The organism is Agromyces sp. MMS24-JH15 (assembly GCF_043518605.1).
Classification (GTDB): domain Bacteria; phylum Actinomycetota; class Actinomycetes; order Actinomycetales; family Microbacteriaceae; genus Agromyces.
Genome location: NZ_CP171358.1, coordinates 3,516,121 through 3,532,390, shown reverse-complemented (window position 1 = coordinate 3,532,390; position 16,270 = coordinate 3,516,121). Strand labels below are relative to the sequence as shown.

Here is a 16,270-nt window from a genome sequence, read left to right as displayed (position 1 = left end):
TCCCGATGGATGAGGACGAGTTCGAAGATTACGACCGCGAGGTCGAGCTGGCCCTGTACCGCGAGTACCGCGACATCGTCACGCAGTTCCAGTACGTGGTCGAGACGGAGCGCCGGTTCTACCTCGCCAACGAGGTCGAACTCGTGCGGCGCGACACCGAGCACGACTTCTACTTCGAGCTCACGATGAAGGACGTCTGGGTCTGGGACGTCTACCGCGCCGACCGGTTCGTGAAGAGCGTGCGCGTGCTCACGTTCAAGGACGTGAACGTCGAGGAGCTCGCGACGCGCGAGTTCGAGTTGCCCAAGGAACTCGCGCTCGACGAGTAGCCGGATGCCCCGCCGTCGGCGCGACCCCGACGGTGGCACCCGAACGCGTCATTGACGCTGCATCCGTGCGGCCGATACCGTCGGCGCGTGCCCGATCGGATCGATGCCGCACCCGACGCCGGCCGTCGCCGCCGCGACGGGGCCGGGTCCCGGACCGCCCCGCACGACGGGGGTCCAGCGTGATCACCGAGGCCGAGCTGCGTGCGCTGCCGATCTTCGCGAAGCTCCCTGCGACCGCGATCGACTACCTCGTCGACGAGGTCGAGGACATCCGGCTGACGCCCGGCGAGTACTTCGTGCACGAGGGCGAGGAGCGCGCGCTCTTCGTGGTCGTCGAGGGGCGGGCCGAGCTCACCAAGGTCGTGAACGGCGAGGAGCGCGTCATCGGGACGCGCGAGCCCGGCCGGTTCTTCGGCGAGGTGCCGATGACGCTGAGCACGCCGTTCCCGGCCAGCGGACGCGCGAAGGGCGCGGCACGCATCATCAAGCTCGACGTCGAGGCGTATTACACGCTCGCGGCCATGGCGCCCGCGATTCCGACGCGCGTCGCGTGGCTCGCACGCCGCTACCTCGACTCGCTGCAGGAACTCGCCGCGGAGCAGGCCGACATCCAGGCCCACGTCGTCGGCCCGCGCGTCGACGCGCGCGTGCGCGAACTCGCGATGTTCCTCGCCCGCAATCGCGTCGCATTCGAGCGGATCGTGACCGACGACCTGCCGGACGGCGCCCGCGCGATCCTGCGCCTGCGCGACGGCGAGCACTTCGTCGACCCGACCATGCGCGAGGTGGCCGACGCGGTCGGGCTCGACGTGCAGCCGACGGGCGACGAGTACGACGTGGTCATCCTGGGCGGCGGCCCGGCCGGCCTCACCGCGGCCGTGAACGCGGCGGCCGAGGGCCTGCGGACGGTCGTGATCGAGAGCCTCGCTCCGGGCGGGCAGGCGGGCACGTCGACGCGCATCGAGAACTACACGGGGTTCCCGTTCGGCATCTCGGGCGACGATCTCGCCGGGCGCGCGCTCACGCAGGCCCGCCGGCTCGGCGCCGAGATCCTGGTCACGCGCGAGGCGCGATCGATCGACCCCGCGACCCGGGAGGTGGTGCTCGAGGACGGCTCCGTGCTGCGCGCGTCGGTGGTGATCGTCGCGACCGGCGTGCAGTGGCGCAGCCTGCCCGTGCCGGGCATCGACCGGTTCCTCGGGAACGGGGTCTACTACGGCGCCGCCCGGAGCGATGCGGCGGTCGCCCGCGGCCAGGACGTCTGCATCATCGGCGCCGGCAACTCGGCGGGGCAGGCGGCGATCTTCTTCTCGAGGCTCGCCCGATCGGTCACGATGCTGGTGCGGGGCGACGGGCTCGAGGCGAGTATGTCGCGGTACCTGATCGACCAGATCGCGCAGAACGACGGGATCCGGGTCGACACGCGCAGCGAGGTCGTGGGCCTCCACGGCGGGACGGACCTCGAGGAGATCGACGTGCGCGATGCGCGGACCGGGGACGTCTCGCGGCGACGCGTGCCGGTGCTGTTCGTGATGATCGGCGCCGATGCGGAGACCGGATGGCTCCCGGACGAGGTCGCCCGCGACGGGCACGGGTTCGTCCTGACGGGTGCCGACGCCGCCGCCACCGAAGCTTGGGGACCGGAACGGCGCCCGTTCGCGCTCGAGACGAGCGTGCCCGGGGTGTTCGCGATCGGCGACGTCCGGTCGGGTTCGGTGAAGCGCGTCGCGGCGGGGGTCGGCGAGGGCGGGATGGCGGTCGCCTTCGCCCACCAGTTCCTGGCGCTGACGCGCGCGGAGTCGCACTGAGCCGCGTGCCGCGCTGACGCGCGCGGCGAGCGCCCGCGACCTGTCCTCCCGAGGGCGGGCCTGCGCCGATCGTCCCACTCCGCCGGCGATCGGGCGGTGCGCCCGCGGGCGGGGGCGCACGCTGGTCGCCGGAGGTGGTGCGGATGGCCCACAACACGGAACTCGGTCGGCGCGGCGAGGAGCTCGCGGCCGGCCATCTCGAGGCGCGCGGCATGGTCGTGCTCGAGCGCAACTGGCGCTGCCGGCACGGCGAGATCGACATCGTCGCCCGCGACGGGCGCGAGACGGTCTTCGTCGAGGTCAAGACGCGGTCCGCGGAGGGCTACGGACATCCGTTCGAGGCGATCACCGCCCGCAAGCTCGCCCGCATGCGCCGGCTCGCCCTGGCCTGGTGCGAGCAGTCGGAGGGCCCTGCGGGTCGCATCCGCCTCGACGCGGTCGCGATCCTCGCGCCGGCCGGCGGTCCCGCCGTCGTCGAGCACCTCGTCGGAGTGGGCTGATGCCCGTCGCACGCACGCGCGCCATCGCGCTCCTCGGCCTCACCGGCTCGGTGGTCGAGGTCGAGGCCGACCTCTCGAGCCAGCTGCCCGCGTTCGTGATCATCGGGCTCCCCGACGCGGCGCTCGGCGAGGCGCGCGAGCGGGTCCGCTCGGCGGCCGTCAACGCAGGATGCCCCCTGCCGCAGCGTCGGCTGACCGTGAACCTGTCGCCCGCGGCGCTGCCGAAGCACGGGTCCGGCTTCGACCTCGCGATCGCCGTCGCCTGCCTGGCATCGGCCGGCCAGATCGATCCCCTCGCGATCGAGTCCACCGTGCACCTCGGCGAGCTCGGCCTCGACGGTCGGCTCCGTCCGATCGACGGCATCCTGCCGGCGGTCCTCGCGGCCGCCCGCGCGGGGCACGAGACCGTCATGGTGCCCGCGGCGAACGTGGCGGAAGCCTCGCTCGTCCCGGGGGTCCGCGTCGTCGGCGCGACGTCGCTGCTCGATGCCGCGATCCACCACGGCGGGCGCTTCGCGCCGGTTCCGGTGGAGCAGGTGCCGCTGGCCGTGCGGCCGGACGGCGAAGGCGGGACGGCCGCGGGCGACCTCGCGGATGTCGCGGGCAACGCCGAGGCCATCGAGGCCCTGCTCGTCGCGGCGGCCGGCGGCCACCACGTGTTCCTCGCCGGTCCGCCGGGAGCGGGGAAGACGATGCTGGCGTCGAGGCTGCCGGGGCTCCTCCCGGACCTGCTGCCCGAGGCCGCCCTCGAGGTGGCCTCCCTCAGGTCGCTGTCCGGGCAGCCGCCCGGCGGTTCGCTCTCGGTGCGTCCGCCGTACGAGGCGCCGCACCACACGGCGACCGCGGCGGCCATGGTCGGCGGCGGCAGCCGGCTCATCCGGCCGGGCGCGGCGGCGCGTGCCTCGCACGGCGTCCTGTTCCTCGACGAGGCACCGGAGTTCGCCGCATCGGTGCTCGACGTCCTCCGCCAACCGCTCGAGTCGGGCACGATCAGCATCCACCGCGCGAACGCGGTCGCGACCTTCCCCGCGCGGTTCCAGCTCGTGCTCGCGGCGAACCCGTGCCCCTGCGGCGAGTGGGGCGTGCGGGACACCGAGTGCACGTGCGCCCCGATCGTGCGGCGTCGCTACCTCAGCCGCATCTCCGGCCCGCTGCTCGACCGGATCGACGTGCAGCTCCGCGTGCCGCGCATGACCGCGGCGATGCTGCGGGTGGCGGCCGAGCGCCCCGGGCTGAGCACGGCCGAGGCGCGCGACCGCGTGTCCCGGGCGCGATCGATCGCGGGCGAGCGCCTCGCGCAGACGCCGTGGCGGACGAACGCCGAGGTCCCCGGGCCGTGGCTCCGGCACGGCGACCGGCGCCTCGGCAGTCGCGCGACGGCTCCGGTCGACCGCGCGCTCGAGCGCGGCGTGATCACCATGCGCGGCTACGACCGCGTGTTGAAGGTCGCGTGGACGATGAGCGACCTGGAGGGCACCGAACGACCCGATGCGGCGGCGGTCGGTCGCGCGCTCTACCTGCGGAAGGGACTGGCGGCATGAGCGGAACGGGTGTGCCGGGCGGCCTCGCCGGATGGCTGGACCGGATCGGGAGCCTCGTCGCCGGAGTCGGTCGGGAATCGGACGACCGTCCGGCGGCCGCCCGAGCGCTCCTCGGCGGCGTCGCGGAGCCGGGGGACGGCCTCATGGGCACCTTCGTCGAGGCGTTCGGCGCCGACGGGCTCGCGGACCTCCTGTTGGCCGCCCGCGACGGGTCGGCGCTCGTCCGGGCGGTCGGCGATTCGGGGATCGCGGTCCGGCCGAAGGCCCTCGAGGAGGGCATCGCGCGATGGATGCCTCGACTGCACCTGCCGAGCGCCGAGCGGGCGCTCGCGCAGGCGGGACGGATCGGGGCCCGGCTCGTGCTCCCGACCGACGAGGCGTGGCCGACCGGGCTCGACGACCTCGGCGCGCACGCGCCGCTCGCGCTCTGGGTGCGCGGGGACCCCGCCGCGCTCCGAGGCACCGGGCCCGCCATCGCGGTGGTCGGCGCACGGGCCGCGACGGGCTACGGCGAGCACGTGACCGCCGAGCTCGCCGCGGGCCTGTCGGATCGCGGGTTCACGATCGTGTCGGGCGGTGCCTACGGCATCGACGGGATGGCCCACCGCGCGGTGCTCGGCAGCGGCGGGACCACCGTCGCGTACCTGGCCGGGGGAGTCGACCGCTTCTACCCCGCAGGGCACGAGCAGTTGCTGACGCGGATCACGGCGTCCGGCGCGTTGGCCTCCGAGGTCCCGTGCGGCGCCGCACCCACTCGGTGGCGATTCCTGCAACGGAACCGGCTGATCGCGGCGTCGAGCGCCGCCACGGTCGTGGTCGAGGCAGGATGGCGATCGGGTTCGCTCAATACGGCGGGCCACGCGGCATCCCTCGGCCGACCGCTCGGTGCGGTGCCGGGACCCGTCACGAGCGCGGCTTCCGCGGGGTGCCACCGACTCCTCCGCGAGTACGACGCGGTGTGCGTGACCGATGCCGACCAGGTCGCCGAACTCGTCGGCGCGTCCGCGTCGATCGGGATCGGCGGTGGGCGGACGGACGCGGTGCCGCCGGACGGCCCGGCCGACGCGGGCGGACCGCAGGCGCGCCCGGCGCCCGACGCGGTGCGCGTACTGGATGCGCTCAGCCGGCGCTCCGCACGCGAGATCGACGACGTCGCGCGCCGGAGCGGCCTCGATCCCAGGCGGGTCATGGGGATCCTCGGAACGCTCGAAGCGGAGGGGCGCGCGGCACGCCGCGAGTCCGGCTGGCTCGCGCGTTGAGGCAGGTTCCGGGCCGCCGCGCCCCGCCGGGCGGACCACCCGGGTTCGTCCGACGGGCACCCTAGGCTGGCGCCGAGGAGGGCACATGGACGCACCCCGGCTCGGCCGATACCCGACGGCGCAGCACGTCGTCGCCCACGTGAGCGACCTGCACCTGCGCGCCGGCGGCGCACCCCTGGGCGGGATCGTCGACACCGTGGCGGCGCTCGCCGGGGCGGTGCGGCAGCTCGGCAGGCTGGGGGCGTCGCTCGACGCGATCGTCGTCACGGGTGATGTCGCCGACGTGGGCGAGGCCGACGCGTACCGGATCGCCCGCGAGCACCTGGCACCGGTCGCGGCCGCGGCCGGCGCCGAACTCGTGTGGACCATCGGCAACCACGACGAGCGGGGGCCGTTCCGCGCCGTGCTGCTCGGCGGCGACCCCGACGACGACACCCCGGTCGACCACGTCGCATGGAGCGGCGGGCTGCGCATCGTCTCGCTCGACACGTCGGTGCCGGGCTGGCATCACGGCGAGGCATCGCCGGCCTCGCTCGACTGGCTCTCGGAGGTGCTCGCCGAGCGTGCGCCCGCCGGCACGCTCCTCACGATGCACCACGCGCCGATCCCGTCCCCGGTCGCGCTCATGGACCTGCTCGAGCTCCGCGCGCAGGACGCGCTCGCCGACCTCCTCCGAGGAAGCGACGTGCGGGCGATCCTCGGGGGACACCTCCACTACCCGACGAACGGCCTGTTCGCGGGCATCCCCGTGACGGTCGCCGGAGCGCTCGCGTACGCGATCGACGTGTCGGCGGACCCGCGCGAACTCATCGGCGTCGACGGCGGGCGCAGCTTCTCGCTCGTGCACTGCTTCGCCGATGGCTCCGTGGTCTCGAGCGCGGTCCCGGTCGGACCGTTCGAGGTCGTCGCGCGCTTCGACGCGGCCTACCTCGACGGCATCGAGCGCCTCGATCCGGACGCCCGCTTCGAGCGGTTCTCGCGCAAGGCGTCGGCATGAGCGGCGACGCCCCGCCCGACGTCGACCTCGAGCCGGCCGTCGCGACGTACCTCGAACGGTTGCGCACCGTGCGCGGGCTGTCGCCGAACACCGTCGCCGCGTACCGCGCGGACCTGCGCGACCTGCGGGCGTTCGCGCGTCGCGCGGGCGTCGAGGCGGTCGACGGAATCGAACTGCCGCTGCTCCGCGACTGGCTGGGCGACGCGGCCGATCGTGGGCTCGCGCGCACCACGCTGGCGCGGCGCGCCGCGAGCGCGCGCGGGTTCACCGCCTGGCTCGCGCGCCGCGGGAGCCTGCCCGCGGATCCGGGCGCGCGCCTCCGCACGCCGCGGGCGCACCGGACCCTCCCGCGCGTCGTCGGCCGACAGGCGATGGACGAGCTGCTCGCCGGGCTCGCGGCCGGGGCCGCAGGCGGGGATCCGATCGCCGTGCGCGACCTCGCGATCGTCGAGGTGCTCTACGCCTCCGGGATCCGGGTGTCCGAACTCGCCGGGCTCGACCGCGCCGGGGTCGACCGGGGCCGTCGAACCCTCCGCGTGCTCGGCAAGGGCGCGAAGGAGCGCGTCGTGCCGTACGGCGCGCCCGCGGCCGCGGCGCTCGACCGCTACCTCGACCACGCCCGCGTCGCGCTCCTCGCCGCACGCGACGACGGCGGTGCATCCGAGCCCGCGGTGTTCCTCGGCGCGCGCGGAGCGCGCATCGGCGTCCGGGCGGTGCACCGGCTCGTCGCCGGCCTGCTGTCGGAACTTCCCGGATCCGGGCCCGCGGGCCCGCACGCACTCAGGCACACCGCCGCGACGCACCTCCTCGACGGCGGGGCGGACCTGCGCGCCGTGCAGGAGTTCCTCGGACACGCGAGTCTCGGCACCACGCAGGTGTACACGCACGTCTCCTCCGAGCGGCTGAAGGAGAGCTACCGCCTCGCGCATCCGCGGGCCTGATCGGCCACCCGATCCGCGCGGGGCCGAACCGCGCGAGGGCCAGCAAGGCCGCCGACGTCGCACGCACCGCGCGCGGCTCGACCCGTGCCGGCCGACCGATGTCGGCCCGACGCCCGGCCGGACGCGTGGGCGGGTCAGCGCACGTCGCGCCAGGGCAGCAGCACCGAGCGCGGCACGCCGCCGAGGAAGCGGAACGGCGAGACGTACGCCCCGTCGACCCGGACACCCAGGTGCACGCAGGCTCCGTCGCAGTGCCCTCCGCCGGCGACCGTGCCGATCACGGCCCGCTCCGCCACGCGGGTCCCGACCTCGACGAGGCCGGCGACCGGCTCCATCGAGCTCACGACGCCGTCGCCGTGGTCGATCGTGACCACCGGCCGACCGGCGACCATGCCCGAGAACGCGACCACGCCGGGCGCCGGGGCGGCGACCGCGGAGCCCGGCGTCGCGGCGACGTCGATGCCGCGATGGCCGGCCGAGTACGCGGTGGCCGGAGCCCGGTACGGCGCGAGCACGCGGATCGGCACGGGGACCGGCCAGCTCCAATCCGCCTCGCCGGCGCCGGTCTGGCTTCCGCCGGCCTCGCGTGCGCCGGCCTCGCGTGCGCCGGCCTCGCGTGCGCCGGTCTCGACGGCTCGCGCGGGCTCCGGGCAGGCGAGGGCGAGCACGAGGGCGAGCGCGCCCGTCGCCGGTGCGGCGAGCATCGCGGCGACGACCACCACCACGAGCACGAGCAGGCGGCCGCCCGCGCGAGCTCGGGGAACCCGTCGGGCGCGGGCTGCGGCCGAACCGGCGGGGGAGCATCGGCGACGGGACATCCCGAGAGCATCGCGCGTGTGGCCCGACGTCGCATGCGGAGCCGTCCGAGCAGGGGAGCGCGGGACCGGTCCGCGAATTGGGGAGGATGCCTCCGGGTGCTAGAGTTGCGAGAGCGCCTCGTGCATCGGGGCGACTACGCGTGCCCATTCGGCCACCGACTCCATTCAGTCCCGCGAACGCTCCCAGGAGCGCGAGCAGGCGGAGCCGTGCCGGGCACCAGGGCTTCCGGCCGCCGGCCGGGGCATCCAACTGAGAACGAGAAGGAGGACGGTCATGGCCGTCGTCACCATTCGCCAGCTGCTCGACAGCGGCGTCCACTTCGGACACCAGACCCGCCGCTGGAACCCGAAGATGAAGCGCTTCATCTTCACCGAGCGCTCGGGCATCTACATCATCGACCTGCAGCAGTCGCTCGCCTTCATCGACAAGGCGTACGACTTCGTCAAGGAGACGGTCGCCCACGGTGGCACCATCCTCTTCGTCGGCACCAAGAAGCAGGCGCAGGAGTCGATCGCCGAGCAGGCCACGCGCGTCGGCCAGCCCTACGTGAACCAGCGCTGGCTCGGCGGCCTCCTCACCAACTTCACCACGGTGTCGAAGCGCCTCGCCCGCATGAAGGAGCTCGAGGAGCTCGACTTCGAGGGCACCACCTCGGGCTTCACCAAGAAGGAGCTCCTCCTCAAGAAGCGCGAGCTCGACAAGCTCCACAAGTCGCTCGGCGGCATCCGCAACCTCACCAAGACGCCGTCGGCGCTGTGGGTCGTGGACACCAAGAAGGAGCACCTCGCGATCGACGAGGCCAAGAAGCTCGGCATCCCCGTCATCGGCATCCTCGACACGAACTGCGACCCCGACGAGGTCCAGTTCCCGATCCCCGGCAACGACGACGCGATCCGCTCGGTGAGCCTGCTCACCCGCATCATCGCCGACGCCGCCGCCGAGGGCCTCATCCAGCGCCACCAGAAGCCCGAGGAGGGCCAGGAGGCCGAGCCGCTCGCCGAGTGGGAGCAGGAGCTCCTCCAGGCCGGCGCCGCCACCACGCCGGAGCAGGCCTCCGCCGAGACCGAGAAGGTCGCGGAGACCGAGGCCGAGGCCAAGGCCGAGGCTGCCGAGGTCGTCGCCGAGACGGCCGAGGTCGTCGAGGCTGCCGAGGTCGTCGAGACGGAGGCGACCGAGGTCGTCGCCGAGGCCGACGCCGAGTAGTCGCACCCTCTTCCACCACTCCGACACGACAGGGAGTCCATTCCACATGGCCAACGTCAGCATCGCCGACATCAAGGCGCTCCGCGAGCAGCTCGGGACCGGCATGACCGACACCAAGAACGCGCTCGTCGAGGCCGACGGCGACCTCGAGAAGGCGACGGAGATCCTCCGCCTGAAGGGTGCCAAGGGCAACGCGAAGCGCGCCGACCGCTCCACCTCGGAGGGCCTCGTCGCCGCCGTCGACAACGGCGACGGCACCGCCACGCTCCTCGAGCTCGCCTGCGAGACCGACTTCGTCGCCAAGGGCGAGAAGTTCGTCGGCCTCGCCGACCGCGTGCTCGCGGCGGTCGCCGCGTCGCGCGCCGAGACCGTCGAGGCCGCCCTGGCCGCGCCGGCCGAGGGCAAGACCGTCGGTGCCGTCATCGACGAGGATGCCGCCATCCTCGGCGAGAAGGTCGAGCTCCGCCGCGTCCGCCTCGTCAAGGGCGAGCAGTTCGCGATCTACCTGCACAAGACCTCGAAGGACCTGCCCCCGCAGGTCGGCGTGGTCGTCGGGTACGCCGGTGCCGACGCGGAGACCGCCCGGTCGATCGCGCAGCACATCTCGTTCGCCGCGCCGGAGTACCTCACGCGTGAGGACGTCCCGGCCGAGGCCGTCGAGAAGGAGCGCGCGCTCGTCGAGCAGATCACCCGCGAGGAGGGCAAGCCCGAGGCCGCCCTCCCGAAGATCGTCGAGGGTCGTCTCGGCGCCTTCTTCAAGCAGGTCGCCCTCCTCGAGCAGGAGTACGCGAAGGACAACAAGCTCGTCATCGCCAAGGTCCTCCAGGACTCCGGCCTGACGGTCTCCGACTTCGCCCGCTTCAAGGTCGGCGCGTAAGTCGACGTGAGGGGAGCCCGGTCCGCGCAAGCGACCGGGCTCCCCTTTCCTGTGCGCGGACTCCGCCGACGAGGCATCCGCTGCACGAACCCGGCGCGAACCGGGATGAGCCACTACCTTTGACACGGGACCGAAAGGACGGTTGGGGATGACCGAACGCAGGCGCAGGGTGATGCTGAAGCTCTCGGGGGAGGCGTTCGGAGGTGGGGCCCTCGGCGTCAACCCGGACGTCGTCAGCTCGCTGGCCCGTGAGATCGCGGACGCCGCGCGGACCGTCGAGGTCGCGATCGTCGTCGGCGGCGGCAACTTCTTCCGCGGGGCGGAGCTGAGCCAGCGGGGCATGGACCGCGGGCGCGCCGACTACATGGGCATGCTCGGCACGGTCATGAACTCGCTCGCCCTCCAGGACTTCCTCGAGCAGGCCGGCGCGGAGACCCGCGTCCAGTCCGCCATCGCGATGACCCAGGTCGCCGAGCCGTACATCCCGCGGCGCGCGGAGCGCCACCTCGAGAAGGGGCGCGTCGTGATCTTCGGCGCCGGAGCGGGCCTGCCGTACTTCTCGACCGACACCGTGGCCGCCCAGCGCGCACTCGAGATCGACGCGGACGTGGTCCTGGTCGCGAAGAACGGCGTCGACGGCGTGTACTCGGACGACCCGCGCACCAACCCCGACGCGCACAAGATCGACGAGATCTCGTACCAGGAGGCGCTCCAGCGCGGACTCAAGGTCGTCGACTCGACCGCGTTCAGCCTCTGCATGGACAACGGGATGCCGATGCTCGTGTTCGGCATGGAGCCCGCGGGAAACGTGACGAAGGCGATCCTCGGCGAGAGCCTCGGCACCGTGGTGCGCAACGGCGCGCCGGTGCTCGGCCGATAGACTGACCCGAGTAGCGAACGAAGGAGCTCCCGTGATCGCGGATGTACTGTCCGATGCCACCGCACGCATGCACAAGGCCGTCGAGGTCGCGAAGGAGGACTTCGCCACGGTCCGCACCGGTCGCGCGAATCCGCAGCTCTTCCAGAAGATCTCGGTGAGCTACTACGGCACCCCGACGCCGCTCGCGCAGCTCGCCTCGCTGAACAACCCCGAGGCGCGCACGCTCGTGGTGACGCCCTACGACAAGAGCGCCCTGAAGGACATCGAGCAGGCCATCCGGGACATGCCGAACCTCGGCGCGAACCCCACCAACGACGGCAGCATCATCCGCGTGACGCTCCCCGAGCTCACCGAGGAACGCCGCAAGGAGTTCGTCAAGCTCGTCCGCGCGAAGGCGGAGGACGCGCGCGTGTCGGTCCGGAACATCCGTCGCAAGGCGAAGGACGACCTGGACTCGCTCAAGGGCGAGGTCGGGGACGACGAGGTGGCCCGCGCGGAGAAGGAGCTCGAGCAGATCACGAAGACGAACGTCGACGCGATCGACGAGGCCCTGAAGCGCAAGGAAGCCGAACTCCTCGAGGTCTAGGGGGACCATGTCGGGCGTCGAGGATGGGGAGCCGCCGGGCGCCGATGGGCCTGATCCCAACGGGCGCGGCGAGTTCCGGGCACAGGTGCACGCCAAGCGCGTCGACCTCGAGCGTCAGTTCGAGGCGTCGCGCGCGCAGTTCGACCAGGCGCAGGAGAAGATCAAGGCCAGGACCGGCCGGAACCTGATCCTCGCGATCGTGATCGGCGTCGCGTTCGGCGGTGCGCTGCTGCTGAGCCTGCTCGTCGTGAAAGAGCTGTTCATGCTCTTCGCAGTCGTCGTGGCGACCTTCGCGAGCCTCGAGCTCACGCAGGCGTTCCGCAAGGCGCAGATCCGCGTGCCGCTCGTGCCGTCGGTCGCGGTCGCGGTGATCACCGTGCCCATCGCGTACTACTTCGGCCCGGGCGGGCAGCTCATCGCCGTGCTCGCGGGCACCGTGCTCGTGGTGCTCTGGCGGCTCGTCGAGGCGGCGATCGAGGGCGGTGCCGCAGCCCCCAGCCGGAACGGCCTGCTCGGCGACCTGACCGCGTCGGCGTTCGTCCAGGGGTACGTGACCTTCCTGGCGACGTTCACGGTGGTCCTCACGGCGGCCGACGGCGGCCAGTACTGGACCCTCGCGTTCATCATCATCGCGGTCGCGTCCGACACCGGCGCGTACGCGTTCGGGCTCGCGTTCGGCAAGCACCCGATGGCTCCCGTGATCAGCCCGAAGAAGACGTGGGAGGGCTTCGCCGGCGCCGCTGGGACTAGCCTCGTGGCGGGCGTGGTCATCGCAGTCCTGATGCTCGGCCAGCCGTGGTGGTTCGGCCTCCTCTTCGGCGGGGCGATCATGCTCACCGCGACGCTGGGCGACCTCGCCGAGTCCCTGATCAAGCGCGACCTGGGCATCAAGGACATGAGTTCCTGGCTCCCGGGGCACGGCGGATTCCTCGACCGGCTGGACTCGATCCTGCCCTCGGCGGCCGTCGCGTACGTGGCGTTCCGCCTGTTCGGCTGACCATCGGAGATAATGGGTCGGTGCCTTCGACGTTCCCCCGCGCGCACCGCGGCCAGCTCGGCTATCGCATCGAGCAGGTCGAGGAGTTCCTCAAGGTCGCCAGACGCGCCTACGACGGCGCCGCGCTGCCCGACGACCCGCCCGTGTCCGCCGAGACGATCCGCCTGACCGCCTTCGCGATGCAGAAGGGCGGATACTCCACCGCCCACGTCGACGGGGCCCTCGAACGGCTCGAGGACGCCTTCGCGGCGGAGGAGCGGCAGATCGCGGCCCGCCTGCAGGGCGACGAGGCGTGGCTCGCCGAGGCGAGGACCACCGCCCAGGTCGTCGCGAACCGGCTCTCCCGGCCGGAGCGTGCGCGGTTCGACCGCGTGGGCCCGCTCGTGCTCGGGTATCGCGTGGACGAGGTCGACCGCTTCGCCGACAAGCTGACCCGGTACTTCCGCGACGGGTGGCCGATCGGCGTCGACGACGTGCGGACCGTGACGTTCCGGGCGCAGCGCGGCGGCTACCGCGAGGCCCAGGTCGACCTCGTGCTCGACGCCGTCGTCGACGTCATGCTCGCCGTCCGATGACGGATCGACGTCGACCGGGGCATCCGGTTCCACTCCGATCGGCTGCTCGTGGGTAGGCATGCGGGAGCCGGGGCCGCGGACGTCGCGCCGTCCCCCGGAGGTCCACGGCGATCGACCTGCCCCGCTCGCCGCAGCCGGTGCGTCGGCCGACGCGCACGGTGGGCGCACGCGTCAAGCAGGGAACCACGGTCGTGCTCGCGACGCTCTCGGTCTTCGGCCTCGTGGTGGTGAACCTCGCGGATCCGTTCGTGCGCGCCTCGGCCTCGTCGGGATTCGCCTCGGGCGACCGATTCGGCGGCCTCGACGTGCAGACCGTCGAGGCGGGCGGGGAGTACGACGTGACCGTCCAGCGCGAGGGCTATGTCGTCGAGGAGAAGGCGAAGGCATCGAAGACCGCCGCGTCGGGTTGGGCGCCGCCCGCGATCACGCCCGATCCGGGCTCCGCACAGGCGTACGCCGCCGGCGCCGTCGCGGCGCGGGGGTGGCCGACGACCGAGTTCGACTGCCTGGTCGCGCTGTGGTCGAAGGAGTCGGGCTGGCGCGTGAACGCGTACAACGCGAACTCCGGGGCCTACGGCATCCCGCAGGCGCTGCCGGGTTCGAAGATGGCGAGTGCCGGCGCCGACTGGGAGACGAACGCCGCGACGCAGATCGAGTGGGGCCTCGGCTACGTCCAGGGCCGGTACGCCACGCCGTGCGGCGCATGGGCGCACTCGCAGGAGAGCGGCTGGTACTGAGCCCCCGAGCACCGGAACGGCCGCCCTCGGGCGCACGACGGCGCGCGGTCCGCTCCTCGCGTCCCCCTCGTAGGATTGGGGGATGGCCCCCTCGAACCGATCCCACGGCAGGGCCGCCCGAGCCAGGGCGGGGCATCCCGAACTCGACGTCGAGCGGCTGACGGCCGGCTGGCGTCGCTCCGAGGCCCGGGGCGGGCGCGAGTGGAACGTCCAGCCCGTCTCCGAGGCGCAGGCGCTGAAGAGCTACTCGTGCCCGCAGTGCGGGCGGGAGATCCCGCCGGGCGTCGCGCACGTGGTCGTCTGGCGGGCCGACGGCGTGCTGGGCGAGGCGGCGGACCTCGCCGGTCGCCGGCACTGGCACACGAGCTGCTGGAGGACGGCGAACCCGTGAACGACGAGGTGATCGAGATCAGGTCGGGCGTCGAGCTGCCCGCCGTGCGCGAGGACATCGAGCTGCGGACCGCCGACGGGCTGACCCTCGTCGGCGAGCTCGCCGTGCCGGTGGACCGGGCGCCCGTCGCGACGCTCGTGACGCTGCATCCGCTGCCGACGCACGGCGGGTTCATGGACTCGCACATCCTGCGCAAGGCCGCGGCGCGCCTGCCCGCGCTCGCGGGGCTCGCCGTGCTGCGCTTCAATACGCGCGGCACCGTCTCGCCGCGCGGTCGGAGCGAGGGCGAGTTCGGCGACGGGGTCCACGAGCGAGCGGATGTCGCGGCCGCGATGGCGTTCGTCCACGAGCGCGGGCTTCCCCGACCGTGGCTCGTCGGCTGGTCGTTCGGCACGGAACTCGCGCTGAAGTACGGCCTCGCGCACGACATCGAAGGCGTCATCCTGCTGTCGCCGCCGCTGCGCCGCACGAGCGACGAGGAGCTCGCGGGATGGAACGGGCAGGATGTCCCGCTGCTCGCGATCGTCCCCGAGCACGACGACTTCCTCCGGCCGAAGGAGGCCTTCGAGCGGTTCGCCGCGGTGCCGCACGCGCGGGTCGTCGCGGTCGAGGGCGGCAAGCACCTCTGGGTGGGCGAGGCGCAGACGCGGCGCGTGCTCGACGAGATCGTCGACGAGGTCGTGCCGGGTTCCGCGCCCCTGCCGACGACCTGGCCGGTCGCGTCCGCCTGAAGGGGGCTCCGCTCGAGCCTCAGCGCGCGTTCTGCCAGGGGATGACGACCTGGCGCACGATGAGCAGGATCGCCGCGGCGACGGGGATCGCGATGAGGGCGCCGAGGATGCCGAGCAGCGTGCCGCCCGCGAGCGCGGCGACGACGACGACGGCCGCCGGGACCTTCACGGCGCGGTTCATGATGCGGGGCGAGAGGACGTATGCCTCCACCTGCATGTAGAGCAGGTACCAGATCGCGGCGGCGAGCGCCGTGAGCGGCGAGCCGAGTCCCGGCAGCAGGCAGATCAGCACGATGAGGATGGATCCGGTGAGCGTGCCGACGAGCGGCACGAGCGAGAACACGAAGGCCACGAACGCGAGCACCGCGGGGAACGGCGCCTGGATGATCGAGAGGAAGACGAAGCTCGCGGCGCCGTTGATCGCGGCGAGCGAGACCTGGCCGATCACGTAGTGGCCGACCGAGTCCGTGATCTGCTCGGTGAGGTCGGCGAATCGATCGCGACGCGAGGCCGGCACGAGCTGGACCAGGCCGCGCTTCATCGGGTTGATCGACGCCGTGAAGTAGAGCGTCAGGATGAACACGATCACGAAGGCGAACAGGCCGCTCCCGACCGCGACCGCGACGACGAGCACGCCGCCCGCGAGCTCGCTCAGCTTGCTCGGATTCCCGACGAACTCGAGCACCGCGTCCGACAGCGAGTCGTAGATGTCGCGGACCCGGATCATCGGGAACTGCTCCTGCAGCGCGTCGAGCCACTCGGTGCCGCTGAATCGGAGGACGATCCCGGGCACCGCCTCGATGAGGTCGGTCACCTGGTCCGCGATGATCGGGATGACGGCGAGCAGGAGGCCGGCCGCGACCACCGCGACGAGCGCGATGACGACCAGGATGGCGGCCCAACGGGGAAGCCCCCGGCGCTCGAACCAGGACACTGCCGGTTCGAGGCCGAGGGCCAGGAAGAGCGCCGCTCCGACGTACGTGAGGATCGTCGAGAGACTGGCGATCGAGTAGAGGATGAGGAGGCCGACGCCCACGCCGAGCGTGCCGACGAGGCCGACCCGGAACGCGTTCTGGATCCGCACGCCGGCCCCCTCGCC

The 16,270-nt window shown here is 73.0% G+C and carries 18 protein-coding genes; 16 read left to right on the top strand and 2 right to left on the bottom strand.

The features are described from left to right. Positions 1-5: 5 nt before the first annotated feature. The 7 genes from ACDF64_RS16075 (at position 6) to ACDF64_RS16045 (ending at position 7,375) form a co-directional block, all read left to right on the top strand. Complete coding sequence (locus tag ACDF64_RS16075) at positions 6-329, top strand: DUF2469 family protein (protein WP_394552366.1); 324 nt, start codon at positions 6-8, stop codon at positions 327-329. Positions 330-508: 179 nt separating this feature from the next. Continuing rightward, positions 509-2,137, top strand: a complete 1,629-nt coding sequence (locus tag ACDF64_RS16070) for an FAD-dependent oxidoreductase (protein ID WP_394552365.1) — start codon at positions 509-511, stop codon at positions 2,135-2,137. Positions 2,138-2,280: 143 nt separating this feature from the next. Beyond that, complete coding sequence (locus ACDF64_RS16065; protein ID WP_394552364.1) at positions 2,281-2,637, top strand: YraN family protein; 357 nt, start codon at positions 2,281-2,283, stop codon at positions 2,635-2,637. Continuing rightward, positions 2,637-4,178, top strand: a complete 1,542-nt coding sequence (locus tag ACDF64_RS16060; RefSeq protein ID WP_394552363.1) for a YifB family Mg chelatase-like AAA ATPase — start codon at positions 2,637-2,639, stop codon at positions 4,176-4,178. Before ACDF64_RS16065 ends, ACDF64_RS16060 begins: the two co-directional genes overlap by 1 nt. Continuing rightward, a complete protein-coding gene (gene dprA / locus ACDF64_RS16055; protein WP_394552362.1) occupies positions 4,175-5,437 on the top strand; it encodes a DNA-processing protein DprA in 1,263 nt (420 codons plus the stop codon). Before ACDF64_RS16060 ends, dprA begins: the two co-directional genes overlap by 4 nt. 85 nt (positions 5,438-5,522) lie before the next feature. Further along, a complete protein-coding gene (locus tag ACDF64_RS16050; RefSeq protein ID WP_394552361.1) occupies positions 5,523-6,434 on the top strand; it encodes a phosphodiesterase in 912 nt (303 codons plus the stop codon). Then, a complete protein-coding gene (locus tag ACDF64_RS16045; protein ID WP_394552360.1) occupies positions 6,431-7,375 on the top strand; it encodes a tyrosine recombinase XerC in 945 nt (314 codons plus the stop codon). The genes ACDF64_RS16050 and ACDF64_RS16045 overlap by 4 nt, the downstream gene beginning before the upstream one ends. A gap of 134 nt (positions 7,376-7,509) precedes the next feature. On the opposite strand, the gene ACDF64_RS16040 is transcribed toward ACDF64_RS16045, so the two are convergent. Then, complete coding sequence (locus tag ACDF64_RS16040; RefSeq protein ID WP_394552359.1) at positions 7,510-8,193, bottom strand: murein hydrolase activator EnvC family protein; 684 nt, start codon at positions 8,191-8,193, stop codon at positions 7,510-7,512. A 274-nt stretch (positions 8,194-8,467) separates the two neighbouring features. Between ACDF64_RS16040 and rpsB the strand changes: the two genes are divergently transcribed. The 9 genes from rpsB (at position 8,468) to ACDF64_RS15995 (ending at position 15,171) form a co-directional block, all read left to right on the top strand. Continuing rightward, entirely contained in the window at positions 8,468-9,397 is a 930-nt protein-coding gene (gene rpsB, locus ACDF64_RS16035; protein WP_394552358.1) for a 30S ribosomal protein S2, read from the top strand. Positions 9,398-9,443: 46 nt separating this feature from the next. Continuing rightward, entirely contained in the window at positions 9,444-10,274 is an 831-nt protein-coding gene (gene tsf, locus ACDF64_RS16030) for a translation elongation factor Ts (protein WP_394552357.1), read from the top strand. Between the two features lie 148 nt (positions 10,275-10,422). Beyond that, positions 10,423-11,154, top strand: coding sequence for a UMP kinase (pyrH, locus tag ACDF64_RS16025; RefSeq protein ID WP_394552356.1), 732 nt, complete (start codon positions 10,423-10,425; stop codon positions 11,152-11,154). Between the two features lie 31 nt (positions 11,155-11,185). After that, entirely contained in the window at positions 11,186-11,740 is a 555-nt protein-coding gene (gene frr, locus ACDF64_RS16020) for a ribosome recycling factor (RefSeq protein WP_394552355.1), read from the top strand. Positions 11,741-11,747: 7 nt separating this feature from the next. Further along, the gene (locus ACDF64_RS16015; protein ID WP_394552354.1) at positions 11,748-12,737 is read left to right on the top strand and encodes a phosphatidate cytidylyltransferase; all 990 of its coding nucleotides are present in this window, start codon (positions 11,748-11,750) and stop codon (positions 12,735-12,737) included. A 20-nt stretch (positions 12,738-12,757) separates the two neighbouring features. Beyond that, the gene (locus ACDF64_RS16010) at positions 12,758-13,312 is read left to right on the top strand and encodes a DivIVA domain-containing protein (protein WP_394552353.1); all 555 of its coding nucleotides are present in this window, start codon (positions 12,758-12,760) and stop codon (positions 13,310-13,312) included. A gap of 158 nt (positions 13,313-13,470) precedes the next feature. Then, entirely contained in the window at positions 13,471-14,049 is a 579-nt protein-coding gene (locus ACDF64_RS16005; protein ID WP_394552352.1) for a lytic transglycosylase domain-containing protein, read from the top strand. Positions 14,050-14,131: 82 nt separating this feature from the next. Further along, entirely contained in the window at positions 14,132-14,440 is a 309-nt protein-coding gene (locus ACDF64_RS16000) for a hypothetical protein (RefSeq protein WP_394552351.1), read from the top strand. Further along, positions 14,437-15,171: an alpha/beta hydrolase gene (locus ACDF64_RS15995; protein WP_394552350.1), complete on the top strand. Its 735-nt coding sequence runs from the start codon at positions 14,437-14,439 to the stop codon at positions 15,169-15,171. The genes ACDF64_RS16000 and ACDF64_RS15995 overlap by 4 nt, the downstream gene beginning before the upstream one ends. Positions 15,172-15,190: 19 nt before the next feature. Here ACDF64_RS15995 and ACDF64_RS15990 read toward each other — a convergent pair whose 3' ends face one another. Beyond that, on the bottom strand, positions 15,191-16,255 hold the full coding sequence (locus ACDF64_RS15990; protein WP_394552349.1) for an AI-2E family transporter: 1,065 nt from the start codon (positions 16,253-16,255) through the stop codon (positions 15,191-15,193). Positions 16,256-16,270 lie beyond the last annotated feature (15 nt).